Here is a 24608-nt window from a genome sequence, read left to right on the forward strand (position 1 = left end):
GTGGATAACCTTGTGGATGGAGGGTGGATGCCCTCCTCCTTTGCAGACCCGCCGTGCGCGCTATCGTTCCGTTCAAAATTCGCTCAGTGTTTGTCCCCCTCCGGCAGCGCCGGCGACTGCGGCGATTCGCCCTTGCCTTCGTCTTCCAGCTCGATCTCGGCGATGTCGCGCAAGCGCTCCACCACGCGCGCATTGACGCTGCCCTTGGGGAAGTGCCCCTGCTCGTTGGCCGCGCCGACGTCCTCGCCCACCAGCAGCGACAGCGCCTCGTCCACCTGCCTCACCGCGTAGACGTGGAAACGCTGCTGACGCACGGCCTCCAGCACACGCTCGTCGAGCATCAGCGTGGTGACGTTGGCGAACGGGATGATCACGCCCTGCTCGCCGGTCAGCCCGCGCGCCTCGCAGAGGCGGAAGAAACCTTCGATCTTCTCGTTGACGCCACCGACCGCCTGCACCTCGCCGAACTGGTTGATCGAACCGGTGATGGCGAAGCACTGCTTGAGCGGCGTGCGCGACAGCGCCGAGATCAGCGCGCAGCACTCGCCCAGCGAAGCGCTGTCGCCGTCGACGTAGCCGTAGGACTGCTCCAGCGCGATGCTCGCCGAAATCTCCAGCGGAAACTCCTGGGCGTAGCGGCTGCCGAGGTAGCCGGTGAGGATCATCACGCCCTTGGAGTGGATCGGCTGGCCGAGGTTTACTTCGCGCTCGATATCGACGATTCCCGAGCCCCCCGGATAGACCGTGGCGGAAATCCGCGCCGGCATGCCGAACGCCGAGTCGCCGACCTCCAGCACCGTCAACCCGTTGCACTTGCCGATCGCCGCGCCTTCGCTGTCGATCAGGATCACGCCGGCGAGGATGTCCTCGAGAATCCGCGCCGACACGCGGCCGGTGCGGGTCGCCTTGGCCTTCAGGGCGCGCTCGATATGGCCGACGTCGGTCACCTCGTCCTTGGCCAACTGGCGGATGAAATCGGCCTCGCTGACCAGCTGGAACAGGTCGCCGATGCGCGCCGACAGGCGGCCCTGGTGCTCGGCCAGCCGCGCGCTGTAGGTCGCCAGGCGCGCCACCGCCGCCGCCGTGAGCGGCGCCATGCCTTCCTCCGAGGTGCGGGTCTTCATCAACTGGGCGAACTGCTCGAGGCTGTCTTCGGCCAGCGGGATGTCCTCGTCGAAATCCACCAGCACCCGGAACATCTCCTGGAAGTCCGGATCCAGGTCCTGCAGCGTGTAGTAGAGCTGCCGCGAGCCGATGATGATCACTTTCACGTTCAACGGGATGACCTGCGGCGTCAGCGTCACCGTCGCCAGGCGGCCCAGTTCGGCGAGCGGCGATTCCATCTTCAGCTTGCGCGACTGCAGGGCGCGCTTGAGTGCTTCCCAGACGAAGGGCTCGCTCAGCAGTTTCTCCGCTTCCAGCATGAGGAAGCCGCCATTGGCGCGGTGCAGCGCACCCGGGCGCAACTGGCGATAGCTGGTGTAGAGGGCGCCCTGATCGGTGTTGTATTCGATGCGACCGAACAGGTTGTCGTAGGTCGGATGCGGCTCGAACACCACCGGCGCACCGCCGTCGATCGGATGGCCGACCACCAGGCTCGGGCTGTACTGCTCTTCGAGCAGCAGGCGGTTCTGCGCCTCCGGGCGGTTCTCGTCCACCAGCTGCTCGACCACGGTCTTCAGCAAATTGACCTGCACGGCCTGCAGATAGGCCTCGATACCGGCGTTCTCCGCATATTTCTCGGACAAGGGCGCCAGCAGCGGCTGCAGCGCCTGGCTGATGGTCTCGTCATTGAGCTGGCGCAGCTGGTTGGTCGATTCGCGCTTCCACTGCGGCAGGCTCGCCAACTCCTCGTTCAGGCGCACTTCCAGCGCGGAAATGTCCTCGTGATAGCGCTCGCGTTCGGCCTCCGGCAACTGGGCGAACTCGGCCTCGTCCATCGCCTTGCCATCCTTCATCGGCGTGAAGGCAATATTGCTGCTGTCGCGGTAGAGCGCGATTTCCTTCTCCAGCGCCAGCTTCTCGATCACGTCCAGCGCCTTGTCGTAGCGCTGGTTGAAGGCACGATCGATGGCGCTCTTCTTCTGCTGGAAGCTGGGGTGCTCGAACACCGCCGGGAAGGTCGCCAACAGGTTGTCGATCAGTTGCGTGATGTCGGCGATGAACGCCGCGGCACCGCCGTGCGGCAACTCCAGCACCCGGGGCTCGCGCGGCTCGTCGAAGTTGTTCACGTAAACCCAGTCGGACGGCGTATCCAGCCGCTTGCCTTCGGCCTTCAGGTAGCGACGCACGAAGGAGAAACGCCCGGTACCCGGCTCGCCCATGACGTATACGTTATAGCCGGGACGCGGCATCGCCACGCCGAACTGCAGCGCCTCGACCGCCCGTTCCTGGCCGAGCACACCGAGAAACGGCTCGAGCTCGGCGGTGGTATTGAAATTGAATTGGCTGGGCTCGAAGGGACGGGTCAGCGCATCGGGTGCCAGGCGCAGGCCGGCAGCGACAGTTTCAGACATCGGGAATCCTTGCTGGGGTGGCGCATGCGGCCACGATGGATGCCGCCATTCTGGCGCTGCCTCCGCCGCGCCGCAAGGCTGGCACCCATAGTTCCCGGCCGCTGCTGGCCGATCGATCCGGGTTCCGGTAGACAGGCCCGGGACGCGCCGGGATGGCCAGATAATGGCAAGTCAGCGCTCGATCGGCTCGGGGCAAACCGTGCACTCACAACCAGACACAATTAACCGCACCCGCTTTACTCACCCGCCTTGATGCAGATCAAGCGGTCGCTCGCGCAAAAAGTGCCTCCTAGCGTCAGCCAACACCAAAGGAGCTTCCGTGATGCGCCCCTCCCTTCCTCTATTGCTTAGCAGCCTATTGTTCGCCAGCGTAGCGAACGCCGATGATCTGCGTGAGCGTGCCAGCGCAATCTTCAAGCCGATCCCGGACAAGGTCACCGAGGTCCGCGGCCACGCCGTCAGCGAAGACCAGGCAGTACTCGGACACAAGCTGTGGTTCGATCCGCGCCTGTCCAGCAGCCATGTGATCAGTTGCAACACCTGTCACAACCTGAGCATCGGCGGCAGCGACAACGTGCCGACCTCCATCGGCCACGGCTGGCAGAAGGGCCCGCGCAACTCGCCGACCGTATTGAACGCCGTATTCAACGCCGCGCAGTTCTGGGATGGCCGCGCCAAGGACCTGCAGGAACAGGCCAAGGGCCCGGTACAGGCCAGCGTCGAAATGAACAGCACGCCCGAGCGGGTCGTCGCGACGCTCAAGAGCATTCCGGAGTACGCCGCCGAGTTCAAGAAGGCCTTCCCCAACGACAAGGACCCGGTCAGCTTCGACAACATGGCCTACGCCCTGGAAGCCTTCGAAGTCAGCCTGACCACGCCGAACTCGCCGTTCGACCGCTTCCTCAAGGGAGAGGACAAGGCGCTGGACGACAAGCAGAAGAAAGGCCTCGCCCTGTTCATGGACGTCGGCTGCATCGCCTGCCACAACGGCGTCAACGTCGGCGGCCAGAGCTACTTCCCGTTCGGCGTGATCAAGAAGCCGGGCGCCGACATCCTGCCGGCTGGCGACAAGGGCCGCTTCACGGTCACCAACACCGCCGACGACGAGTACGTGTTCCGCGCCGCTCCGCTGCGCAACATCGCCCTGACTCCGCCGTACTTCCACAGCGGTGAGGTCTGGGAACTGGAACAGGCCGTGGCGATCATGGGCGACAGCCAGCTCGGCCGTCAGCTCAACGACGACGAAGTCGGCGCCATCACCGCCTTCCTGCGCAGCCTCACCGGTGAGCAGCCGAAGGTGGTCTACCCGATCCTGCCGGCCAGCACGGCGACTACGCCGAAGCCGGAGTGACGCGCCCCACCCTTTCCGGCACCAGGCGCCGGAAAGGGTGGGATGCCCGATCCGTTCCAACGAAGAACGCCCCGCACGACGGGGCGTTCTTCATCGCCTCGACATCCGGTCAGGCACGGTTCCGCTCCTTGAGCAGGTCGCGGATCTCGGTCAGCAGCAATTCTTCCTGGCTCGGCGCTGGCGGCTCCGATGGAGCCTCAGCCTCCTTGCGCTTGAGATGATTGAGCGCCTTGATCGCCATGAAGATGGCGAAGGCGATAATGGTGAAGTCGACGACCGTCTGGATGAAGGCCCCGTAGGCCAGCACCACGGCAGGCGCATCGCCGGTGGCGGCCTTGAGCACGATGGCCAGGTCGGAAAAATCCACCCCGCCGATCAGCAGGCCCAACGGCGGCATGATCACGCCGTCGACGAAGGACGAGACGATCCTGCCGAACGCCGCGCCGACGACGATCCCCACGGCCATGTCGACCACATTGCCCCTGACGGCAAACGCCTTGAATTCGCTGATCAGACTCATAATCTAAAGATCCTGTGTCGCTAATGGGCATGCCCCTGCGCAGACCACCGCCACGGTGGTGCCAGCCGCTGTAGAGCATAGGCGCCCTCCAGACGCGAGGCCAGAGCAGGTCTCATCGTTGACCGAGCCGGGCGGATGGCGTTCGCTTGATCGCCGTCAACCGGATAAAACAGGCGTCAGACTATGGTATGGCCTTCCCGATAACCCGGAGCCATCTCCATGCATGTCGAACACCACCCGTTGACCAACGATTTCCCCGAGAAGCACGAGCAGCTGCACAAGCTGCGCCAGGAAGATCCGGCCTTCGCCCGCAAGGCCGAAGAATACGAAGCCCTGGACAAGCGCATCTGCCGAGTGGAAGACGGCATAGAGCCCCTGGACGACGCTGCGCTGAACGCACTCAAGCTGGAGCGCGTGAACCTGAAGGACGATATCGCCCGCGACCTCAAGCGCGCCTCCGGCAGTTGCTGCGGCGCTTGCTGCGGCTAAGCCGGTAAACGACGAACGAAGCCTGCCGCCACGGCGGGCTTTTTCGTTGGCCATGTCCCCATAGCGTGCTGCATGGGCGATAAGTCGTCGGGGCATGCTTCATCGACCCGCGAGCGGAGTACGGTGGATGTAAAAAGCGACATCCACCCTACGGCAGCTTGCAGCCCGTAGATACAGGGTTGGATCGGGGCGCGCAGTCTGATAAGCGCAGCGACGAAGCCCAACGCCTCATACCAATGCCTGTTGGGCTTCGCGGCGCTCAGCGCCAACCTACCCGCGTCTGCCCGATCGACGAAAGCCCGGGCCGCGTATTGCCTACGTGAGCGGGCTCGCCCGCCAACGGCATGTGCCGGTGATCGTTCCCTAGAACATCCCACCGAACCTGAACCCCGCCCCGACCCAGACGAACGCCACCGCCGTCAGGGTGATCAGCAGGATATGCAGCCCCAGCTGCGGCAGGCGCTGGGCATCGAGCCTGGGAATCAAGGCCAGCCGCGCATGCACGCCGAGCAGAGCGGTGAACCCCAGCAGCACCAGCTTGGCCTGCACCAGACGCGCCACCGGTGTCGCCTCGAACCACTGCACATGGGGCAACCACAGGCTCGCGAGCCATACGCCGGTGACGATCTGCAGCAGCAACGCGGGGATACCGATGCGCTCGTAGATCTGTTCGAAGTCGCGTACCGGCTGGGGGTCGTGGCGGCGCATGGCCCTGGGCAGTACGCCGAAAAGCAGCACCAGGTGGCCACCGGCCCAGACGCAAGCGCCCAGCAGGTGAAGAAACAGCAGATGGCGCATGGCTCTCGCTCCGGTTCCGTTTGTTTCACGAGTCTGACGACTCGCGCACCGCTTGTAGCTGATGGCAATCAAGTCAGCCGTTATCATGCGACTCCACAACCCCCACCCGGAGCTTCCCATGGCCAAGGCCAAGCGCATGTATGGCTGCACCGAATGCGGCTCGACCTTTCCCAAGTGGGCCGGCCAATGTGGCGACTGCGGCGCCTGGAACACGCTGGTGGAAACCATCGTCGACGCTGCCGCGCCGCCGTCCGGCCGTGCCGGCTGGGCCGGCGACCAGGCCAACATCAAGACCCTCGCCGAAGTCAGCGTGGAGGAAGTGCCGCGCTTCTCCACCGCTTCCGGCGAACTCGACCGCGTGCTCGGCGGCGGCCTGGTGGACGGCTCCGTGGTGCTGATCGGCGGCGACCCGGGCATCGGCAAGTCCACCATCCTGCTGCAGACGCTGTGCAACATCGCCCAGCGCTTCCCGGCGCTCTATGTCACCGGCGAGGAATCGCAACAGCAGGTCGCGATGCGCGCGCGGCGCCTGGACCTGCCGCAGGACCGGCTCAAGGTGATGACCGAGACCTGCATCGAATCGATCATCGCCACCGCGCGGCTGGAAAAGCCCAAGGTGATGGTGATCGACTCGATCCAGACCATCTTCACCGAGCAGTTGCAATCGGCCCCCGGCGGCGTCGCCCAGGTCCGCGAGAGCGCGGCGCTGCTGGTGCGCTATGCCAAGCAGAGCGGCACGGCGATCTTCCTGGTCGGCCACGTCACCAAGGAAGGCGCGCTGGCTGGCCCGCGGGTGCTCGAGCACATGGTCGACACGGTGCTGTATTTCGAAGGCGAGTCCGATGGCCGCCTGCGCCTCTTGCGCGCGGTGAAGAACCGCTTCGGCGCGATCAACGAGCTGGGTGTGTTCGGCATGACCGACAAGGGCCTGAAGGAAGTCACCAACCCCTCGGCGATCTTCCTTACCCGCGCCCAGGAGGCGGTGCCCGGCAGCGTGGTCATGGCGACCTGGGAAGGCACCCGGCCGATGCTGGTCGAGGTGCAGGCACTGGTCGACACCAGCCACCTGGCCAATCCGCGGCGCGTCACCCTGGGCCTGGACCAGAACCGCCTGGCCATGCTGCTCGCCGTGCTGCATCGCCACGGCAGCATCCCCACCTACGACCAGGACGTGTTCATCAACGTCGTCGGCGGCGTGAAAGTGCTGGAAACCGCGGCGGACCTGGCGCTGATGGCGGCGGTGATTTCCAGCCTGCGCAACAAGCCGCTGGATACCGATCTGCTGGTGTTCGGCGAGGTCGGCCTGTCCGGCGAGATCCGCCCGGTGCCGAGCGGCCAGGAACGCCTGAAGGAGGCCGCCAAGCATGGCTTCAAGCGCGCCATCGTGCCCAGGGGCAACGCACCGAAGGAAGCCCCGGCCGGCTTGCGCATCGTTGCCGTGACGCGCCTGGAGCAGGCGCTGGATGCGCTGTTCGAATAAGGGTCTATTCGGGCCGGCGCCCGCCGCAGCGGCAGGGCGGGCTGTAACCCGCCGAGCGGGCTGGATGCCGCTCCGTAGCGGCGGGTTGCACCCGCCCTATGTTCTGATCCGCAATGCCTGCGTCATGGGCTCAGTTGCCACCCAGCGCCGCCAGCTCACGGTCCAGCAGTTGCTCGTCACCCAGGTTGAGTTCGACCAGGCGCCGCAGATGAGCGATCGAATCGAGATCGATATGCCGGCAGACGAAGCCGATCAGCTCACCCGCCTCATGGGCCATCGCCACCGCCATGCGCACTTCGGCATCGTCCGCCAGACGCACCCGCGCTTCGAACGGCTGCGTCGCATCGGCATCCCACTGCGCCGGCCGGCGAACCAGCAGCCCCTTGAGCGACAGATCGTTCAGTTCGACCGGCCAGCGACGTTCGCCCTGGAACAGCTCGGTGGCGGCGTCGAACTCGATGCGCTGGAAGCGCCGACGTTCGCTGGGGGTATTGCTCATCAGAAATCACTCCGCAAGGTCTTGTTTCACTATAGGACAACGGCGCCCGACCGCGCGCCATCACAACCAGCGGCGTACGCGCCGGCAGTAGCCGCGGTAGTCGTCGCCGAACAACTGTGCGAGTAGACGCTCTTCATGCACGATCACGCCACGTTGCATGCTGTAGATCACGGCAGGCAGCAGCAGCCACGGCCAGAGACTGCCCCACAGCAGCGCGATGCCGCAGTAGATCAGGCTGTCGGCCAGATAGATCGGATTGCGCGAGAAGCGGAACGGCCCCTCCTCCAGCAGCCGGGCAGGCTCGCCATAGGGATTGACCGTGGTCTTGCGCCAGAGCATCAGCAGCCCGGCCCAGAGCATCAGCAGCACCCCGGCATCGATCAGCCCCCAGCCGAAGTAGCGGGTCCAGAGGCTCTGTGGCAGCCCGATCGGCAGCAGCGCGTCGAACGCCCAGGCCGCGGCGAGGAACAGCAGATAGATGATCGGTGGCGGCAGGATCACGCCAGTGGCGCGCTTGAACATGGGACGACTCCGAATCAGGCCAGCGGTGAAGTCTAACGCGCGACGCCGCCGATGCGACGACCGCGATCAAGACGACGTTTTGCCGGGACCAGACAGCAGAAAGCCCGCCGAAGCGAGCTTTCTGTCGAAGCGGCGAACTACTTAGGGTCTAGTTGCCGTAGACCGGGAACCTGGCGCAGACGGCCTGGACCTTGGCGCGTACCGCATCGACCACGGACTCGTCGCCCATCTTGTCGAGGATGTCGCAGATCCAACCAGCCAGTTCGCGACACTCGGCTTCCTGGAAGCCACGGGTGGTGACCGCCGGAGTACCGATGCGCAGGCCCGAGGTCACGAACGGCGAACGCGGATCGTTCGGCACGCTGTTCTTGTTGACGGTGATGAAGGCGCGGCCCAGGGCGGCGTCGGCGTCCTTGCCGGTGATGTCCTGCTTGATCAGGCTGAGCAGGAACAGGTGGTTCTGGGTGCCACCGGAAACCACGTCGAAGCCGCGCTGGATGAACACCTCGGCCATCGCCTGGGCGTTCTTCACCACCTGCTGCTGGTAGGCCTTGAACTCGGGCTGCAACGCTTCCTTGAAGCACACCGCCTTGGCCGCGATGACGTGCTCCAGCGGGCCGCCCTGGGCGCCCGGGAAGACGGCGGAGTTGAGCTTCTTCTCGATTTCCTCGTTCTTCTTCGCCAGGATCAGGCCGCCACGCGGACCGCGCAGGGTCTTGTGGGTGGTGGTGGTGACCACGTCGGCGAACGGCACCGGGTTCGGATAGACGCCCGCGGCGACCAGACCGGCGACGTGGGCCATGTCGACGAACAGGTAGGCACCGACCTTGTCGGCGATGGCGCGGAAGCGGGCGAAGTCCAGCACCTGCGAATAGGCGGAGAAGCCGGCGACGATCATCTTCGGCTTGTGCTCCACCGCCAGGCGCTCGACTTCGTCGTAGTCGATCAGGCCCTGGTCGTTGATGCCGTACTGCACGGCGTTGTACAGCTTGCCGGAGGAGGACACGCTGGCGCCGTGGGTCAGGTGGCCGCCGTGGGCCAGGCTCATGCCGAGGATGGTGTCGCCGGCGCTGAGCAGCGCCAGGTAGACCGCGCTGTTGGCCTGCGAACCGGCGTGCGGCTGGACGTTGGCGTAGTCGGCGCCGAACAGCTCCTTGGCGCGGTCGATGGCCAACTGCTCGACCACGTCGACGTACTCGCAGCCGCCGTAGTAGCGCTTGCCCGGATAGCCTTCGGCGTACTTGTTGGTGAGCACGCTGCCCTGGGCTTCCATCACCGCCGGGCTGGTGTAGTTCTCCGAGGCGATCAGCTCGATGTGGTCTTCCTGACGCTTGGCTTCCTGCTGCATGGCAGCGAAGAGATCGGCGTCGAAACGGGCGAGGGTCAAATCACGGCTGAACATGGCAGTCCTCTGAGATCAGCTGGCGGTAAAAAGAGAGGCGCGGATTCTACCCCATCCGGCCGGCCGCGGGTATGAGCGATGGTCATGCACAAGATGAACGACCGCCTCTCGCCCAGCCCACGCGGGACGCCGCCGCGGTTTGCCCTGACCGGAGCATTCGGGTAGCTTTGCGCCCTTTACATGCCTCCCGTTTTTTCCCGGCCGTCACGGCCTCGGGGCGGCATCCATCACCACCGTCACGGGCATTCGTTTCCATGGCTCAATACGTCTACACCATGCACCGGCTGAGCAAGGTCGTTCCGCCGAAACGCGAGATTCTCAAGAACATTTCCCTGTCGTTCTTCCCCGGCGCCAAGATCGGCGTGCTCGGCCTGAACGGCGCCGGCAAGTCCACCCTGCTGCGCATCATGGCCGGCGTCGACACCGAGTTCGACGGCGAAGCCCGCGCCATGCCGGGAATCAATGTCGGCTACCTGCCGCAGGAGCCGCAGCTCGATCCCGAGAAGACCGTGCGTGAAATCGTCGAGGAAGCGGTCAGCGTGATCAAGGACGCCCAGGCCCGCCTGGATGCCGTCTACGCCGCCTATGCCGAACCCGACGCCGACTTCGACGCCCTGGCCGCCGAGCAGGCCAAGCTCGAAGCGATCCTGCAGGCCTCCGACGGCCACAACCTGGAGCGCCAGCTGGAAGTCGCCGCCGACGCCCTGCGCCTGCCGGCCTGGGACGCCAAGGTCGGCCATCTCTCCGGCGGCGAGAAGCGCCGCGTGGCGCTGTGCCGCCTGCTGCTGTCGGCGCCGGACATGCTGCTGCTGGACGAACCGACCAACCACCTGGACGCCGACTCGGTGGCCTGGCTGGAGCACTTCCTCCACGACTTCCCCGGCACCGTGGTGGCGATCACCCACGACCGCTACTTCCTCGACAACGTCGCCGGCTGGATTCTCGAACTCGACCGCGGCCAGGGCATCCCCTTCGAGGGCAACTACTCGCAGTGGCTGGAAGCCAAGGCCGCGCGCCTGGAACAGGAAGCCAAGCAGGAGTCGGCGCACAAGAAGGCCATGAAGGCGGAACTGGAGTGGGTCCGCCAGGGTGCCAAGGCGCGCCAGTCCAAATCCAAGGCGCGCCTTGCGCGCTTCGAGGAAATGCAGTCGCAGGAATTCCAGAAGCGCAGCGAGACCAACGAGATCTACATCCCGGCCGGCCAGCGCCTGGGCGACAAGGTCATCGAACTGAAGAACGTGCGCAAGGGCTACGGCGACCGCGTGCTGATCGACGACCTGTCCTTCAGCGTGCCGAAAGGCGCCATCGTCGGCGTGATCGGCGGCAACGGCGCGGGCAAGTCGACCCTGTTCCGCATGCTGATGGGCAAGGAACAGCCGGACGCCGGCAGCATCGAGATCGGCGAGACCGTGCAACTGGCCTGCGTCGACCAGAGCCGCGACGACCTGGAAGGCAACAAGAGTGTGTGGGAGATGGTGTCCGACGGGCTCGACCAGATCCGCATCGGCAACTACGAGGTACCGTCGCGCAGCTACGTCGGCCGCTTCAACTTCAAGGGCGCCGACCAGCAGAAGTTCGTCAAGGACCTCTCCGGCGGTGAGCGCGGGCGCCTGCACCTGGCGCTGACGCTCAAGCAGGGCGCCAACGTGCTGCTGCTCGACGAACCGTCCAACGACCTCGACGTGGAAACCCTGCGTTCGTTGGAAGAAGCGCTGCTGGACTTCCCCGGCTCGGCCATCGTGATCTCCCACGACCGCTGGTTCCTCGACCGCGTGGCCACCCACATCCTGTCCTACGAGGACGATGGCGGCGTGGTGTTCTTCGAGGGCAACTACAGCGAATACGAGGCCGATCGCAAGAAGCGCCTCGGTGAGGCCGCCGCCCAGCCGCATCGGGTCAAGTACAAGAAACTTGCCCAGTAAACCCAGCAGATGACGGAGCCGAAAGGCTCCGTCATGCGCTTGCTGGAACCTTTTGTCGCTGGTGGCATAGCGCCTTATGCCGGATAATCGCCCGCCCCGATGATTCGAACACCCTGACGCCCCGGGCCGGCGACGATGAATAGAGAGCGGAACTCGACATGGCTGCACTAGGATTGCGCGGCAAATCCTTGCTGGCACTGCTGCTGACCAGCCTGCTGGCGTTCGCGCTGGCCTGGGTGGTCGGCCGGGCAGTTCTTCAGGACATGCAGGATCGCTACGGCGAAGCCTTTGCGCAGAACCTCGTGCAACTCAATCGCGAACGCCTGGTCGCGCCGGTCAGCCGCGAACTGGCACTGACCCAGCGCCTGGCCGAATCGCAGATCACCCGCGCCTGGCTGAGCGACGAGAGCAACCCGAAAAAACGCGCGACCTTCTTCCGCGAAGCCGCCGGCTATCAGCGCGCCTTCGGCGGCGACCTCTATTTCGTCGCCGCGGCGCAGAGCAACGGCTACTACGCCAACCGCAGCGGCGAGGCGTACAGCGACACGCCGCGGTACCTCCTCGATCCTCAGGCAAGCCGCGATCAGTGGTTCTTCCAGACTCTCGCCAGCGATGCGCCCTACCACCTCAACATTGACCGCTCCGTCCTCACCCAGGATCTGAAGCTCTGGGTCAACATGCTGGTGCGCGACGCCGATCAGCGGCCGCTGGGCATCGTCGGCACCGGCATCGGTCTCAATGCCTTTCTCGAACAATTCATCGGCACCGACAAGGCCGGCGTCGAATCCATGGTGCTCGACGTCTACGGCTCGATCCTGGTGCACCCGAACCAGAGCCTGGTGACGCTCAACGCCGACTCGCCCCAGGGCCGCTCGCTGGCCACCAATATCCTCGGCCAGCTCGACGACCGCGACACCGCCACCGCGCTGCGCCAGACCCTGGAGGCCAGCCGTGACGATCCTTCCAGCGTCCATACCCTGAAGGTCCGACTCGACGGCGAACCCCGCCTGCTGGCCCTGGCCTGGATTCCCGAACTGCAGTGGTTCGTCGCCAGCACGGTCGACCTGAGTACCGCGCAGGTGCTTGAGATCAAGCCATTGCTACCGGCACTGGGCCTGTTCCTGGTGCTGTTCCTGGCCCTGATCGCGGCAGGTGCCTGGCTGGTGGAGAAGCGTCTGCTCAAGCCATTGCGCCAGCTGCGCAAGAGCGCGCAGGCGATGGCCGCCGGGCAGTACGACGCGCCGCTGCAGCTCAACCGTGACGACGAGATCGGCGAGCTCAGCGCCGCCTTCGGCGCCATGGCGCAAAAGGTGCGCAACCACACCAGCGAGCTGGAAAGCCACGTGCGCGAACGCACCCACGAGCTGGAACAGGCCAACCGCGAGATGGCTGCCGCGCACAAGAAGATCGACGACTCCATCGACTACGCCAGCCTGATCCAGCGGGCGATTCTGCCGCATCGGCAACTGGTCAGCGCCATGGGCGAGCGCCACGCCGTGCTCTGGCGCCCGCGCGACGTGGTCGGCGGGGACTTCTATATCTACCGCGCCGGCGAGCACGGCTGCCTGTTCGGCGTGGTGGATTGCGCCGGCCACGGCGTGCCCGGCGCCCTGATGACCATGCTCGCGCACGCCGCGCTCGACCAGGCGATCGCCGACGTCGGCCTGAACGACCCGGCCGGCATCCTCGCGCGCAGCGACCGCTTCGTGCGCAGCACGCTGTGCGACGAAACCGCGCAGTTGGCGACCAACATGGACGTCGGCCTGGCCTATGTGGACTTCGAGCAGCGCCAAGTGACCTTCGCCGGGGCCAAGATCGCGCTGTACTACTGTGATGGCGAAACGGTCGAGGAACTGCCCGCGGCGCGGCGCGCCATCGGCGACAAGCGCATCGGCGAATACCACAACGCCCGGCTGGAACTGCGCCCCGGGCGCACCTTCTACCTGACCACCGACGGCTTCCTCGACCAGGCCGGCGGCGAACTGGGATACGGCTTCGGCAACAGCCGCTTTGCCGATATGATCAGGCGCCACGCACGCCTGCCGCTGGCCGCCCAGGGCGAGGCCTTCAGCGAGGCCCTGGCGCGGTACCAGGGCGATTATCCCCAGCGCGACGATATCACGATGTTATGTTTCCGCTTCGATTGAACGAGGTCCAACCCGGAGTTGCCCATGGAATCACTTGACCTGTTTGCCATGCGCGAGAACTACAACCGTCAGCAGATCATGCTCTGCTTCAACGGTCCGATCTCGCGCAGCCTGATCGAGGAAATCGGCAATGCCCTACGCAACTATCTGGCCGCCGAGCATGCCCATCCCTCGGCTGCAATGGACGTGTTCGCCGTCTACATCGAGATGACGCAGAACATCCGCCACTATACCCGGCAAAAGAACTGGTCCGATCAGGAGGCCGGCGCGACGGTGGTCGTGGCCCGCGACGAACACGGCCGCTACGTGGTTTCCGCCGGCAACCTGATCGAAGACGCCGACGGCGACACGCTGCTCGCCGCCATCCATGAACTGGCCGACCTGGACAAGGCGCAGCTCAAGGCGATGTACAAGGAACAACTGCGCAAACCGCGTGACGGGCAGACGGCATCCGGCGCCGGCCTGGGGCTGATCGACATCGCCAGAAAATCCAGCGAGCCGCTGCACGCCTCTCTGCAGCCGGTCGCCAACGGTTTGTCCTTCATCAGCCTGAGCGCCGTCATCTGACTTTCGAGAGCAATGCACATGAACGACTTTACCATTCCCGGCAGCCAGTCCTCGCCCACCATCCAGTCCCACTGGGAGGATGGCGTGCTGTCCATGCAGGGCGACTCCTACCCCGAAAACTCCTACGAGCTGTTCCACCAGGTCTTCGAATGGATCGAGCGCTTCCTCGACGAGACCGCGCGCCCGCTCAGGCTGGAACTGCGCCTGCTCTACCTCAACACCAGCAGCATCAAGGCGATGATGGACATTTTCGACCTGCTCGAAGCCGCCTACCGCGACGGCAAGGACGTCGCCGTGAACTGGTACTACGACCGGCGTAACGAGCGTGTGGTCGAGCTGGCCGAGGAGTTCAAGGAAGACTGTACCTTCCCCTTTTCCATTCTCAGTCACGACTAGAAGGTCGCTATGCGTGGGCCCACTCCGCTCGAACAACAGGTCATCGCCCTTCTCGACGATCCGCTGTACCAAGGCCATCCCTTGCGGAAATCGCTTGGCCAACTGTGGGACGCGCACAACGAGCTGGTCGGGCGTATCGAGCGGATCGCGCGGGTCTCGGACGGCTACCAGAGTCTCGCGCGGGCGCGCGAACTGAGCCTGTCCGCGCGCCTGGACAAGCAACTGCGCCAGCTGGAGAAGATCGCGCGCATTTCCGACCGCTACCAGACGATGCTGCGCGACCTGAACATCTCGCTGCACGAAGCCTCCAACCTGGACTCGCTGACCGGCATCGCCAACCGCCGCCTGCTCACCGAGCGGCTGCGCGAAGAGAGCGAGCGCGCCAAGCGTTATAGCCGCCCGATGAGCGTGGTGATGCTGGACATCGACCGCTTCAAGCTGATCAACGACGAGTACGGCCACGAAGTGGGCGACCGCGTACTGATCGAAGTGGTGCGGGTGATGGAAGCGGAGACCCGCGAACAGGACCTGTGCGGCCGCTGGGGTGGCGAGGAGTTCCTGATCCTCATGCCGGAGAGCACCGCCGAAGAGGCCGAGGTGGTCATGCAGCGCCTGCGCGACAGCATCGCCAACCTGGCCGTGCGGGTGAACAATGATCTGCTGGGTGTGACCGCCAGCATGGGCGTAGCCGAGCTACGTACCGACGAAACCTACTCCAGCACCATCAACCGCGCCGACGTCGCCCTGCTGCGCGCCAAGCGCAGCGGACGCAATCGCTGCGAGCGGGCCGATTAGAACGCGGGACAATCCGAGCGGGAGTGTGCCTGCCGGTCATACGGCACCCAGTTACTTTTCACGAATATGCACGGCTCGGCCATGATGTGGCGACGCCGCACGCCCGGCGGGTTACAACCCGCCCTACGCCGGTCGCAACGCCGTGCAAACGTAGGGCGGGTGCAACCCGCGCGGTCGTGCATGGGCTGATCGTCCCCGCAAAACCTGCCCTCGGCGACAGAGCCTTCAGCCCCCCGCCAGCGCCCGCACCAGTTGCTCGACGATTGCCTCCGGCGTCTGGCGGATATCGACGATCAGCGCCTCCTCCGCGCTCGGCGGCTCGAGCGTATCGAGCTGGTCCTGCAGCAGTTGCGGCGCAAAGAAGTGCCCGCGGCGTCCACCCACCCGTTCGGCCAGCAGTTCGGGTGAGCCGTGCAGATAGACCAGCCGCAGGTCCGCGACGTTTTCATGCAGCAGGTCGCGGTAGCCACGCTTGAGCGCCGAACAGGCGAACACGTGGTCCTCGCCTCGCCGCTGCCGCGCGAGGATGGCCTCGTGCATGGCGCGCAACCACGGCGCCCGATCCGCATCGGTCAGGGCGATACCGCTTGCCATCTTGGCCTTGTTCTGCGCCCCATGGAATTCGTCGGCGTCAGAGAAGCCGCAGCCCAGGCGACTGGCAAGCAGCTCGCCAATGGTGGTCTTGCCACTGCCGGAAACCCCCATGACAAGCACGATCATCGCGCCCTCCGTGCACTACAACAGCGAAACTTGCTCGGCATCGTCCCCCCCATTTTTCCGCCCGATCGGTATGGCTCGCGCTCGACGCCAGCGCACTAAAAACGATCATATACAGCAAAATCGCACTTTCATGGTGCAAATCAGGTTTGCTAAAGTCGCCGCCCAAAAATTATTCATGACTGCCACAACGCGGTCGCCGAGGGCCTTTAGATGATCGAAACCGTTGATGCCTTTCTCGCCCGACTGAAGCAGCGCGACCCCCATCAGCCCGAATTCCACCAGGCCGTGGAGGAAGTGGTTCGCAGCCTCTGGCCATTCCTCGAAGCCCATCCGCGCTACATGCAGGCCGGTATCATCGAACGCATGGTCGAACCGGAACGCGCCATCCTGTTCCGCGTACCCTGGGTCGACGACCAGGGCCGGGTCCAGGTCAACCGCGGTTTCCGCGTGCAGATGAACAGCGCCATCGGCCCCTACAAGGGCGGCCTGCGCTTTCATCCTTCGGTCAACATCGGCGTGCTCAAGTTCCTCGCCTTCGAGCAGGTGTTCAAGAATTCCCTGACCTCGCTGCCGATGGGCGGCGGCAAGGGCGGCTCGGACTTCAACCCCAAGGGCAAGAGCGACAACGAGGTGATGCGCTTCTGCCAGTCATTCATGACCGAGCTGTATCGCCACATCGGCGCCGACCTCGACGTGCCGGCGGGCGACATCGGCGTCGGTGGGCGCGAGATCGGCTTCCTCTTCGGTCAGTACAAGCGCCTGTCCAACCAGTTCACCTCGGTGCTCACCGGCAAGGGCCTGGCCTACGGCGGCAGCCTGATCCGTCCGGAAGCCACCGGCTACGGCTGCGTGTACTTCGCCGAGGAAATGCTCAAGAGCAGCCACAGCAGCTTCGAAGGCAAGCGCGTGGCGATCTCCGGTTCCGGCAACGTCGCGCAGTACGCGGCGCAGAAGGTCATGGAACTGGGTGGCCGGGTCATCTCGCTGTCCGACTCCGGCGGCACCCTGCACGTCCCCGACGGCCTGAGCGAGGAACAGTGGGACTACCTGATGGACCTGAAGAACGTCCGCCGCGGTCGCCTCGAGGAAATGGGCGCGCACTTCGGCGCGACCTACATGGCCGACCAGCGCCCCTGGCGCCTGCCCTGCCACATCGCCCTGCCCTGCGCCACGCAGAACGAACTGGACGGCGAAGACGCCCGCACCCTGCTCAGCAACGGCTGCATCTGCGTGGCCGAAGGCGCCAACATGCCGTCGACGCTGGAAGCCGTGGACCTGTTCCTCGAGGCCGGCATTCTCTACGCACCGGGCAAGGCCTCCAACGCCGGCGGCGTGGCCTGCAGCGGCCTGGAAATGAGCCAGAACGCCATGCGCCTGCACTGGACCGCCGGCGAGGTGGACACCAAGCTGCACGGCATCATGCAATCGATCCACCACGCCTGCGTCGCCCACGGCGAGGAGAACGGCCGGATCAACTACGTCAAGGGCGCCAACATCGCCGGCTTCGTCAAGGTCGCCGACGCCATGCTGGCACAGGGCGTGGTCTAGGTCAGCCGCAAGCTTCAAGCGACAAGCCGCAAGAAAAAGCCCCTGCCGGACGTTCGGTGGGGGCTTTTCGTTTGAGGCCCACTCGATGACCGTCTTTCAACGCCGTAGGTTGGGTTGAGAAGCGAAGCGACGAAGCCCAACGCGTCAGCACCTGTTGGGCTTCGCTGCGCTCAGCGCCAACCTACCCGTGTGCGTCCGATCGCCCAGGGGGGACAGAGCCAAGCCCAACAAGTCATTGATCGTTCCCACGCCCCGCGTGAGAATGCAGCCCGAGACGCTCCGCGTCCCCAACCCGGTTCCCACGCCGGAGCATGGGGAGCATCGGGAGGAAGCTCTTGCTTTCCACTTGCAGCTTGCGGCTTGAAGCTTGCAACTGCCCTTACCAGTAGTTCTCCACCGCCACCTGCCCCGGCCTGCGGGTCAGGCTGAGGTTGAGGTCGCGGGCCTTGAGGATGGCGCGGGTGTCCTCGATCATCTGTGGGTTGCCACAGAGCATGATCCGCGAGTGCTGCGGCTCGAAGCGCAGGTCGGCGGCGCGTTCCAGTTCGCCGCTGTCGATCAGCGTGGTGATACGCCCGTGCAGCATCCCGGGCACCTGCTCGCGGGTCACCACCGGCAGGTAGGTCAGCTTCGAGCCCAGGCCTTCCAGATAGTTGCGCTGCGGCAGCTCGCGAATCAGCTGCTGGTAGGCCAGTTCGCGGGCCTCGCGCACGCTGTAGACGAGGATGATCCGCTCGAAGCGCTGCCAGGCCTCGAAGTCCTGCAGGATCGAGAGGAACGGCGCGATGCCGGTGCCGGTGGCCAGCAACCAGAGGTCGCGGCCGTCCGGGAAGCGGTCGAGGGTCAGGTAACCGAAGGCCTGCTTGTCCACCAAAAGCTCGTCGCCGGGCTGCAGGCGGCTCAGCTCGCTGGTGAACTCGCCATCCGGCACCACGATGGAGAAGAAATCGAGAAACTCGTCGTGTGGCGCCGAGACCATCGAATAGGCGCGCCAGACGACGCAACCGCTGGGTTTGCGTACGCCGAGGCGGGCGAACTGGCCGGCGGTGAAACGAAAGCCCGGATCGCGGCTGGTACGCAGGGTGAACAGGTTCGGGGTCAGCGTCCGCACCTCGAGCAGGCGCTGGCGGGTGAACTTCTCTTCGCTGGCGGTCATACTTCGCTCCCTCCGAGCATCTTCCGGGCTCACCGTGCGCAGTTGCCCGCATGAGTTCTTGATACTCCTTTCCGACGTCGACAAACACCGCCAGTTCTCATGCCTATTCTCGAAACCCCGTTCGCCCGCCTCGACCTGATCCGCCAGCCGGAGCAGGCCAACGAACCGCTGCAGGCCTTCGATGCCGCCGACGAATACCTGCTCACGCACCTGCATGAACAGGGGTTGCCGGCCATGGCGCGGGTATTGATCCTCAACGACGGCTTCGGCGCGCTGGCCTGCTCCCTGGTCGGGCAGGCGCAGGTGGTCTGCAGCGGCGATTCGCATCTGGCGCACCTGGCCTTGCGGAAGAACCTCGCGCGCAACGGCTTGCCCGCCGACGACGTGACCTTCGTCCCGGCCAGCGAAGTGGCGCAAGGGCCGTTCGATCGCGTGCTGATCCGCGTGCCGAAGACCCTGGCGCTGCTGGAAGAGCAGCTGATCCGCCTGCACGGCCAGCTCGCCCCCGGCGCCCGGGTGATCGCCGCGGCGATGGTCAAGCACCTGCCACGCGCCGCTGGCGACCTGCTGGAGCAGTACATCGGCCCGCTGCAGGCGTCCTTGGCGGTGAAGAAGGCGCGGCTGCTGTTCGCCACACCGACGGACAAGCCCAAGCCGGTGTCGCCCTACCCGACCCGCTATCGCCTGGACGCGCCGCCGCTCGAACTGCTCAACCACGCCAACCTGTTCTGCCGCGAAGGTCTGGATATCGGCACCCGCGCCTTCCTGCCGCACCTGCCCAAGGCGCTCGGCGAGCTGCGGGTGGCCGACCTCGGCTGCGGCAACGGCGTGCTCGGCATCGTCTACGCGCAGGGCAACCCCCAGGCGCGGCTGACCCTGGTGGACGAGAGCCATATGGCGGTGCAGTCGGCCCGCGAGAACTGGCAGGCGATCCTCGGCGAACGGCCGGCGGACATCCGCGCCGGCGACGGCCTGGCCGAACAACCGCCGGCCTCGCTGGACCTGGTGCTGTGCAACCCGCCGTTCCACCAGCAGCAGGTGGTCGGCGATTTCCTCGCCTGGCGCATGTTCAGCCAGGCCAAGGCGGCCCTGGCCAAGGGCGGCGAGCTGTGGATCGTCGGCAACCGCCACCTGGGCTATCACCTCAAGCTCAAGCGGCTGTTCGGCAATGCCGAGCAGGTCGCCGCCACGCCGAAGTTCGTGATTCTCAAGGCCACCCGAACATAGCCCGGCCTCCAGAGCACCGCCTTTTCGGGTAGGAGCCGGCTTGCCGGCGATCCGTGCCGCAACAGGCGCGTAGGGCGGGTTGCAACCCGCCGAACGGAGCCGGCGCCCCGCACATCGGCCGACAGCTTGCGGGACCGGGTTCGCGAGCATGGCTCGCGCCTACAAGGGCGTCTCGCAACAAAACGTCAATCGGCCTCCGCTCGGCGCGCAGACGCCAGAGCCCGGCGGTGCGCGGAGCGCACCCTACGAAAGCGCCCACCCAAGCGAATACGCGTGACTTCGAGCTGTGCTGTACACCCTAGCGATCGGCGCGCAACAACGCCCTGGTGATTGCCTGCCCGACCTGCTCGAACAGCCGCCCGGCTTCCCGGCTCTCGTCGAGCCCTTCGGCGCAGGCCACCACGACGATCGCCCGGGTTTCGTCCTGCGGCTCGATGACGCCGGCGTGGCAGGCGCGCTCCAGCTGGGTTCCGGTCTTGTGAATGAAGGGTACGTCTTCGGGCAGGCCGGCTTCGAGGCGGTAGTTGTCGTAGGAATCGATCTTCATGTCGGCATACAGCACGTCGCGGCTGGCGTCGGACAGCAACTCGCCGCGCACCAGCTTTTCCAGCAGGGCGCCATAGGCCTCCAGGGTGCTGGAATTCAGCTTGCGCGCGTAGTAGCGCGCATAGGCCTCCTCCATACTGGCCGCCTTCAGTTCGCTGCGCTCGACGTTCAGCACCTTCACCAGCGCCTCGTAACGCGGCGTGCTGAATCGCGCGGCGGCGAGCTCCACCAGCTGGATATTTTCCAGTTTGGCGGCATCCGGATGCACTTCGCCGTAGACGTCGCGGCGCACCTGGGTGAAGGTGGTGATGCGCTCGAAGCCGTCGCCGCCCATGTTCTTGCGGGTGCGCGCGTTCAGCTCGTCTTCGCCGAGCAGGCGGATCAGCATGTTGGCCGCCGTGTTGTCGCTTTCGATCAGCATGTCCTCGAGCAGGTTGCGCAGCGAATAGTCGACCCCCTCGTCCTGCCACACCAGGTCGCCGGAGCCGTCCACCTTGTCGCCCGCCTGCAACGACAGCTGCTCGTCCAGGCGGTGCTCGCCGTCGTCGATGCTCTGCAGCAGCGCGACCGCGATGGGCACCTTCACCGCGGAGCCGAGGTACCAGAAGCGCTCGGCGTTGTAGAGCACCTGAGCGTCGTCGCCCAGGTGCTTGATATACACGCCGAGATCGCCGGGACCCTCGGCGTCGATGCGCCGCAATTCCTCCTCGAGGCCGTTCTTCCAGGTTGCCGAAGCCTCGTCGGTACAGGCCGACAGGCCGCATGTCAGGACCAGCAGCGCCGGTAGCGCGACCAGCCTGTTCATCGGCGTATCAACCCGGCCGCCGCCACGGCCTCGCCGGTCCCGCGCAGGGCCCGCTCCGCCCTGGCGGTGGACGCGACTTCGCGCACGCAGGCGACCACCACCAGGCGCGTGGAGGTATCGGCGGGGTTGGTCGAGGGCTGGTCGACCAGCCCCACATCGCAGATGCGTGCCCGCTGGGTGCCGGTCTTGTGCGCGAAACCGACCGTCGGCGGCAGCCCCGCCTTGATCCGCAGCGCGCCGGTTTCCGCGCGGCGCATGATGCCCAGCAGGTACTGGGTGCTGTCCGGGCTCAGTGCCGTTCCCGCGTCCAGGGCAGACAGCAGGTCGCCGTAGGCCTTCAGGGTGGCCGAGTTGTACGGCGTGGCGTAGTAGCGCTCGTAGGCCTCGCCCAGGCTGATCGGGGCCAGCGCCCGCCGCTCCACGCCGAGCAGCCGGGCCAGCAGCGCCAGCCGTCCCGCCTCGCTCGGCTGCCGCTTAAGGGCCAGGAAATCGTTCCCGGACAGCCCCAGGGCGGCCGGGTGCAGTTCGCTGTAGACCCGCCGCCGGACGTCGGCCAGGGTGGTGATCGGGCCGAACCCCTCGGGCACCAGCTCGCGGGTGACCGCGTTGACCCGCTCCAGGCCGACCAGGCGGATGAGCATGTCGCTGGCGGTGTTGTCGCTGTGGACCAGCATCTGCTCCATCAGGAAGCTCACGCTGAGCGCCGTGCCCGGCGCGAAGCCATTGGTCGGCCCGGCGCCGTCGACATAATCGGACGCCAGCAGCGGCACCGTCGTATCCAGGCTCAGCACGCCCTGCTCGACCTGCCGCATGACGGTGATGGCGATCGGCACCTTGACGGCGGAAGCCAGGTACCAGGGTTCCTCGCCGTGATAGGAGGTGGAAATGCCGGTCTGCATGTCCTTGACGTAGACCCCGAGCCGCCCGGGCGTCTGGCTGTCCACCTGGGCGAGACGCGCGAGAAAGGGCCCGCTCCACTCGATGCCGTCCTGCGCGACCGCGCTCGAGGAAAGCATGCCGAGCAGCAGCGCCGCCAGCACGGCCCTCGTCGGGATTGCCTGTAAACGAAGCGGGCGTCGAAAAAACATGGGACTCCGGGCTCATCGGTTGTCGAACACTCAATATCGGACCATCGACACGGGCGGCAGTGCGGCAGATCCCGACCGACTGGCTTGAGCGCAACGGTGACCGTCCGTGCGAGTCAGATGCAGCAGAGCCGCGCGGACACGCCCACCCACCGACGAGGGAGAGCTGTAGTGGAACGCAAGGAACATTTCATCGGGCTGGAGTGGCTGCGCTTTCTGCTCGCCATCTACGTGGTGCTGTTCCACACCGTGCACGCCTATGTGAACGACGGAGCGTCCTGGCTGGCGGACCTGACCGGTGTGGGCTTCTTCGCCACCAGCAGCTTCTTCGTGCTCTCCGGCTTTCTGCTGGCGCATGTCTACTGCCGGGACGGCGCCATGCGCGAGCCGGCGCGCAGCTTCCTCGGCAAGCGCCTGGCCAACCTCTATCCGCTGCATCTCGTTTCGCTGCTGCTGACCGCCCTGGTGCTGGCCATCATCGCCAAGCTCGGCATCCCGCCGGACGACGCCAAGGCCAGCCTGCGCTTCGTGGTGTACGACACCAACGAGGAGCTCGCCGGCGCCTCGCGGGATGCCCTCGAACACTTCATGGACGACCGCGAACTGGCGCTCAACTTCGTCCTGCAACTGTTCATGCTGCAGGCCTGGAATCCGCTCTACCTGACCTTCAACCCACCGCTGTGGTCCATTTCCACCCTGTTCTTCTTCTACCTGACTTTTCCCCTGCTGGCGCCACGCCTGATGCGGCTGCGCCACAAGGGCTGGTGGCTGCTGGCGATCGGGTTGCTCTACCTGGTGCCGCCGCTCTGGGTCATCCACAGCCAGGCCTACGGCATCCCCTACACCGGCCTGCTGCACCGCATGCCGCTGCTGCGGCTGCCGGAGTTCCTCGCCGGCATCCTGCTGTACGGGCTGTTTCGCCGGATGCGCGACGGCGGTCAGGCGCCCCGGGGCGGAACCCGCCTGCTGCTGGCGGGCTTCGTCCTGGCCTGCTTCGCCGCGACGGTCTGGCTGCTGAAAGGCGAACGCTTCTGGTACTTCCTGCTGCACAACGGCCTGCTGCTGCCGGCGCAGCTCGCCCTGGTCTGGCTCTGCGCCCTGCTCGCCACGCCGCGCAACGGCGCGCTGGTGCGCTGGTCGCAACGGCTGGGCACCGCGGCACTGCCGCTGTTCGTGCTGCACGTGCCGATCTTCATCCTCTTCTCGCGCTCGGAGAAACTGCTGGGCGTGCTGTCCGCGGGCTGCCTGGAGAATTGGGCACAGTGCGCGCAGCGGGCGGGCGAGCAGCCACTGGCGCTGGGGCTCTATCCGCTGTATCTGGGTCTGACAATCGTGCTATGCGTGGTGGCGCAGGAACGGGCGATCGTGCCAGTGCGGACGTTTCTGCTCAGGCGGGTGGTTTTGCGGGGGGAGGTGTGAGGGCTGGAGCGCCGCAGAAATGAAAGTTTTGTTTTCATTGAGCGATTAGCGAGTCGCCTGCCAATAGATATCGGCGCGCCTGCAGGTCCTGGCCTTGTTGTTCGTGAAAACGGACAGATAGCCCTCAGCCGAAGAGGCGGTGCACGGTGCGGCTGAACCAGCCGCCTTCCTCGTGTTCGCGCACGAACTTGTTGAAGTGGTGCTTCACCGTTTCCACGTAGGCCTTGTCGTCGTTGCGGATGTGGTTGAACAGCCAGCGTGAGAGCAGGCTCTTCAATTCATCCGCTACGTCCTCGCCGGCGCGGAAGCGCAACCGGTATTCGTCCACGCGCCGGGTGAAGATCTGGTGCACGCGTTTGTGCGCGCCGGTGAAAGGGTAGCCGGCTTCCTCCATCAGTTCCTCTTCGAAGGCGAAGTGCGAAAGCGTGTAATCCACCAGCTCTTCCAGCACCTCGCCCAGTTCCGCGCTGTGCTGGCTCATTTGCGCACTGTGCAAATGGTTGATCATCTCGACGATGCGCCTGTGTTGCGCGTCGATGACATCGATGCCCGTGTTCAGGTCGCTCTGCCATACCAGCAAACTCATGGTCTTCACCCTTGTCGTGAACTACCGCTCCCACGGTGTGGGGGCAGTGTCACGCAAGTCCATGCGCGGGCGTATTGATTCCGATCAACACCATGAAAGCAAAACTTTCAAA

Annotated in this window: 22 protein-coding genes; 11 read left to right on the forward strand and 11 right to left on the reverse strand. The window is 65.5% G+C overall.

Annotation, left to right across the window (positions count from 1 at the left end; genetic code table 11):
* Positions 1 to 83 precede the first annotated feature (83 nt).
* Complete coding sequence (locus IN820_RS16765) at positions 84 to 2516, reverse strand: Lon protease family protein (RefSeq protein ID WP_193682051.1); 2433 nt, start codon at positions 2514 to 2516, stop codon at positions 84 to 86.
* Between the two features lie 322 nt (positions 2517 to 2838).
* Between IN820_RS16765 and IN820_RS16770 the strand changes: the two genes are divergently transcribed.
* Positions 2839 to 3867, forward strand: coding sequence for a cytochrome-c peroxidase (locus IN820_RS16770; protein ID WP_193682052.1), 1029 nt, complete (start codon positions 2839 to 2841; stop codon positions 3865 to 3867).
* Between the two features lie 109 nt (positions 3868 to 3976).
* Here the strand turns inward: IN820_RS16770 and mscL are convergent, their stop codons facing one another.
* Positions 3977 to 4387 (reverse strand): large-conductance mechanosensitive channel protein MscL, encoded by a 411-nt coding sequence (mscL, locus tag IN820_RS16775; RefSeq protein WP_193682053.1) that lies wholly within the window; start codon positions 4385 to 4387, stop codon positions 3977 to 3979.
* Between the two features lie 219 nt (positions 4388 to 4606).
* Here mscL and IN820_RS16780 point away from each other — a divergent pair, with 219 nt between their 5' ends.
* Positions 4607 to 4876, forward strand: coding sequence for a YdcH family protein (locus tag IN820_RS16780; protein WP_193682054.1), 270 nt, complete (start codon positions 4607 to 4609; stop codon positions 4874 to 4876).
* A 363-nt stretch (positions 4877 to 5239) separates the two neighbouring features.
* Here IN820_RS16780 and IN820_RS16785 read toward each other — a convergent pair whose 3' ends face one another.
* The gene (locus tag IN820_RS16785; RefSeq protein ID WP_193682055.1) at positions 5240 to 5674 is read right to left on the reverse strand and encodes a CopD family protein; all 435 of its coding nucleotides are present in this window, start codon (positions 5672 to 5674) and stop codon (positions 5240 to 5242) included.
* A 118-nt stretch (positions 5675 to 5792) separates the two neighbouring features.
* Between IN820_RS16785 and radA the strand changes: the two genes are divergently transcribed.
* Complete coding sequence (gene radA, locus IN820_RS16790) at positions 5793 to 7154, forward strand: DNA repair protein RadA (protein WP_193682056.1); 1362 nt, start codon at positions 5793 to 5795, stop codon at positions 7152 to 7154.
* A 130-nt stretch (positions 7155 to 7284) separates the two neighbouring features.
* On the opposite strand, the gene IN820_RS16795 is transcribed toward radA, so the two are convergent.
* The 3 genes from IN820_RS16795 to glyA form a co-directional block, all read right to left on the reverse strand.
* Positions 7285 to 7653 (reverse strand): PilZ domain-containing protein, encoded by a 369-nt coding sequence (locus IN820_RS16795; RefSeq protein ID WP_193682057.1) that lies wholly within the window; start codon positions 7651 to 7653, stop codon positions 7285 to 7287.
* Positions 7654 to 7713: 60 nt separating this feature from the next.
* Positions 7714 to 8175 (reverse strand): methyltransferase family protein, encoded by a 462-nt coding sequence (locus IN820_RS16800; RefSeq protein ID WP_193682058.1) that lies wholly within the window; start codon positions 8173 to 8175, stop codon positions 7714 to 7716.
* A gap of 148 nt (positions 8176 to 8323) precedes the next feature.
* The gene (gene glyA / locus IN820_RS16805; RefSeq protein WP_193682059.1) at positions 8324 to 9577 is read right to left on the reverse strand and encodes a serine hydroxymethyltransferase; all 1254 of its coding nucleotides are present in this window, start codon (positions 9575 to 9577) and stop codon (positions 8324 to 8326) included.
* A 254-nt stretch (positions 9578 to 9831) separates the two neighbouring features.
* Between glyA and ettA the strand changes: the two genes are divergently transcribed.
* The 5 genes from ettA (at position 9832) to siaD (ending at position 15404) form a co-directional block, all read left to right on the forward strand.
* On the forward strand, positions 9832 to 11499 hold the full coding sequence (ettA, locus tag IN820_RS16810; protein WP_193682060.1) for an energy-dependent translational throttle protein EttA: 1668 nt from the start codon (positions 9832 to 9834) through the stop codon (positions 11497 to 11499).
* A 158-nt stretch (positions 11500 to 11657) separates the two neighbouring features.
* Positions 11658 to 13646 carry a biofilm regulation protein phosphatase SiaA gene (gene siaA, locus IN820_RS16815; protein WP_193682061.1) on the forward strand — a complete coding sequence of 663 codons (1989 nt, stop codon included), beginning with the start codon at positions 11658 to 11660 and terminating at the stop codon, positions 13644 to 13646.
* Positions 13647 to 13670: 24 nt separating this feature from the next.
* Complete coding sequence (gene siaB, locus IN820_RS16820; protein ID WP_193682062.1) at positions 13671 to 14213, forward strand: biofilm regulation protein kinase SiaB; 543 nt, start codon at positions 13671 to 13673, stop codon at positions 14211 to 14213.
* 18 nt (positions 14214 to 14231) lie between these two features.
* Positions 14232 to 14609: a biofilm regulation phosphoprotein SiaC gene (siaC, locus tag IN820_RS16825; RefSeq protein WP_193682063.1), complete on the forward strand. Its 378-nt coding sequence runs from the start codon at positions 14232 to 14234 to the stop codon at positions 14607 to 14609.
* 9 nt (positions 14610 to 14618) lie between these two features.
* A complete protein-coding gene (siaD, locus tag IN820_RS16830; protein ID WP_193682064.1) occupies positions 14619 to 15404 on the forward strand; it encodes a biofilm regulation diguanylate cyclase SiaD in 786 nt (261 codons plus the stop codon).
* Between the two features lie 225 nt (positions 15405 to 15629).
* On the opposite strand, the gene IN820_RS16835 is transcribed toward siaD, so the two are convergent.
* Positions 15630 to 16124, reverse strand: coding sequence for a gluconokinase (locus IN820_RS16835; protein ID WP_193682065.1), 495 nt, complete (start codon positions 16122 to 16124; stop codon positions 15630 to 15632).
* 210 nt (positions 16125 to 16334) lie between these two features.
* Here IN820_RS16835 and gdhA point away from each other — a divergent pair, with 210 nt between their 5' ends.
* A complete protein-coding gene (gdhA, locus tag IN820_RS16840) occupies positions 16335 to 17672 on the forward strand; it encodes an NADP-specific glutamate dehydrogenase (RefSeq protein WP_193682066.1) in 1338 nt (445 codons plus the stop codon).
* Between the two features lie 379 nt (positions 17673 to 18051).
* Here gdhA and IN820_RS16845 read toward each other — a convergent pair whose 3' ends face one another.
* Positions 18052 to 18828, reverse strand: coding sequence for a ferredoxin--NADP reductase (locus IN820_RS16845; RefSeq protein ID WP_193682067.1), 777 nt, complete (start codon positions 18826 to 18828; stop codon positions 18052 to 18054).
* A gap of 99 nt (positions 18829 to 18927) precedes the next feature.
* Between IN820_RS16845 and IN820_RS16850 the strand changes: the two genes are divergently transcribed.
* Entirely contained in the window at positions 18928 to 20055 is a 1128-nt protein-coding gene (locus IN820_RS16850; RefSeq protein WP_193682068.1) for a methyltransferase, read from the forward strand.
* A gap of 298 nt (positions 20056 to 20353) precedes the next feature.
* On the opposite strand, the gene IN820_RS16855 is transcribed toward IN820_RS16850, so the two are convergent.
* The gene (locus tag IN820_RS16855) at positions 20354 to 21406 is read right to left on the reverse strand and encodes a serine hydrolase (protein ID WP_193682069.1); all 1053 of its coding nucleotides are present in this window, start codon (positions 21404 to 21406) and stop codon (positions 20354 to 20356) included.
* Positions 21403 to 22494 carry a serine hydrolase gene (locus IN820_RS16860; RefSeq protein ID WP_193682070.1) on the reverse strand — a complete coding sequence of 364 codons (1092 nt, stop codon included), beginning with the start codon at positions 22492 to 22494 and terminating at the stop codon, positions 21403 to 21405. Before IN820_RS16860 ends, IN820_RS16855 begins: the two co-directional genes overlap by 4 nt.
* A gap of 168 nt (positions 22495 to 22662) precedes the next feature.
* On the opposite strand from IN820_RS16860, the gene IN820_RS16865 reads away from it, so the two are divergent.
* Positions 22663 to 23910, forward strand: coding sequence for an acyltransferase family protein (locus tag IN820_RS16865; RefSeq protein WP_193682071.1), 1248 nt, complete (start codon positions 22663 to 22665; stop codon positions 23908 to 23910).
* A gap of 124 nt (positions 23911 to 24034) precedes the next feature.
* Here IN820_RS16865 and IN820_RS16870 read toward each other — a convergent pair whose 3' ends face one another.
* A complete protein-coding gene (locus tag IN820_RS16870; protein WP_193682072.1) occupies positions 24035 to 24496 on the reverse strand; it encodes a bacteriohemerythrin in 462 nt (153 codons plus the stop codon).
* Positions 24497 to 24608 lie beyond the last annotated feature (112 nt).

This window comes from Pseudomonas lopnurensis (assembly GCF_015070855.1).
GTDB lineage: Bacteria > Pseudomonadota > Gammaproteobacteria > Pseudomonadales > Pseudomonadaceae > Stutzerimonas > Stutzerimonas lopnurensis.